The organism is Streptomyces palmae (assembly GCF_004684805.1).
Lineage (GTDB): Bacteria > Actinomycetota > Actinomycetes > Streptomycetales > Streptomycetaceae > Streptomyces > Streptomyces palmae.
The window spans coordinates 1-2,001 of sequence record NZ_SRID01000621.1; the positions used below are offsets into that span (position 1 = coordinate 1).

The 2,001-nt window shown below is 75.0% G+C and carries 1 protein-coding gene and 1 pseudogene; both read right to left on the bottom strand.

Annotation, left to right across the window (positions count from 1 at the left end):
• Nucleotides 1-757, bottom strand: a pseudogene (locus E4099_RS31570) (hypothetical protein); the annotation flags it as partial.
• Nucleotides 758-981: 224 nt separating this feature from the next.
• On the bottom strand, nt 982-1,620 hold the full coding sequence (locus E4099_RS31575) for a hypothetical protein (RefSeq protein WP_135342519.1): 639 nt from the start codon (nt 1,618-1,620) through the stop codon (nt 982-984).
• Between the last annotated feature and the right edge of the window lie 381 nt (nt 1,621-2,001).

A 2,001-nucleotide genomic window follows, 5' to 3' on the forward strand; every position in this document is an offset into this window, starting at 1 on the left:
ACACCGAACCCAGCACCTCCCCGCCCGCGCTGACCGCCATCGCCAGGCGCTCGGGCACCTCCCCCTCGGCCGGACGGTGGACCACGTCGCCCGAACTCCACAGCGCCCGGAAGAAACCGTCCTCCCGCATCGCCGCGATCCGCCACTGCGGGACCCGGCGGCCCAGGATGGTCAGCCGGCGGATCTCGTCCACCACCTCATCGGTGGACGAGTACGCCAGCACCCGCGAACGTACGTCCTCGATCGTCACCGCGCCCCCGACCAGGGCGGCGACCGCCTCGGCCAGGCCGTCCAGATCACCGAGGGCCACCTGGGCCATCTCCGGATCCGGGGTGATGCCGCAGGTGGCCAGTCCGGCGCGTATCACCCCGACCACCTGGGCCCAGCCGGTCCACCCGGTACGGAAGAGCACCGCGGTGCCGGCCGCGGCGGCCACCGCCCGCAGATCCTCGGCAGGCCGGCCCGACCGGCCCTGACGGAACACCACCCCGGTCGCACCGGCCTGCCCGGCCGAGCGCACCAGGTCGGCGGCGGCGGCCGACTCCGGCTCCACCCCGACCGCCAGCAGCAGCCGCCCGGGCAGCACGCCGGGCTCTCCCTCGTCCAGCACGGCCACCCCGCGCACCGGTACGCCCAGGCCCCGCGGGGCGGTGAGCAGCTCCAGAACGCCGGCTCCCACCACCGACAGCAGGTCTTCCAGCGTCTGCTCGCCCCGGGGCAGGGGCCCGGGCGCACCAGCGGCTGTCGGTACCGGCATGGGCGGCCTCCGCGCTGAAGTCGACGACCCGAGCGGGCCCCAGGCCGCGGCCACGGCCCGCCGGGGCCGCGACTCGGCGCCGTCGGCCCCTCGCCCGCTCGCGGGCACGACCGGGCGTACTCACCAGGTCGCTTCGCAGCGTACCGCCGGCCGGGCGGTACGGCGGGCCCGCCGGTGCGGGGATGCGGCTTCCCTCGCCGCGGCCTCCACCGGGCCCGGAGGCACTACGCTCCGGTGGCGAACGGATTGCCGTGCCCGGGAAGCTGACCGCCCGGTGGCACATACCGCGCCCGACCGCTCTGGTCGGTCACCTGCGTGTACCCGGCGGCCTGGAGCAGGGCGGCGTACCTGGCCTTGTTCCGCCGGTTGACCGCCTGCCCGGCAGGCACCAGGGCCATGAGCGCGGCCCAGACGACGCCGACGACGACCAGGCCGATGGGGTGCGCGCGCACCTTGAAGGCGATGGCCGCGGTCGCCACGGTGACGACGACGATCGAGACCACGATCTGCTGCTTCTCGGCGAACCGCTGGGCGAGGTCGAACTTGATCCGCGCCTTGAGCAGTTCCACCGCCTCGGGTATCAGGGGCGGCAGCGACACCCCGTCAGCGGCGTTCGGATAGTGCGCCCAGTTCTGCGCGGCGCGCGCCCGGGCCTGCGGGCCGAGGTCCGGCACGAGCAGCATGACCAGCCCGTTGCCCTGCGGCCCGCCGCCCTGCCCGACATCCGCGTATTCGTACCCGAACTGCTGCGCGAAGAAGGCGAGCCGGGCCAGTTTCTTCGTCGACGCCATCGAGCTGACGACCTGGACGGGCTCCCCGCTCGCCATCTGCCGCAGCATCTTCCGCACCTGCCGCTTACTCACCGGCGCTCCTTCGCTCGCGATCCGGGGAGTCTGCCATATCGCCATGCTCATGCCGACAGCCACCCCTTGCGCGCCGGCTTCCCCGTGCCCGCTCACCGGCGGGGATCCCGCCGGCGGATCGCCGCGGGCTTGCCTGTGGTGCCGGGACGCGGCGCCGGTGCGGACAGGCCCCCGGGCCGAGTGCGAGGACCGGCTCCGGACGGTCCGGTCGGCGAGCGGCTCCGCACCCGGGCACACCGCAGCCCGGGTGCGCGCAGGCGCGTACCCGGGCTGTGCGGTGGGGCCCTGCCGTTGATGGGCCCCGGTGTCAGGCCGCGAGGGTTTCGTCAAGGGCGTCGAAGCCGCCGATCAGGCCCCAGACCTGGTCCACCTGCCCCCGAC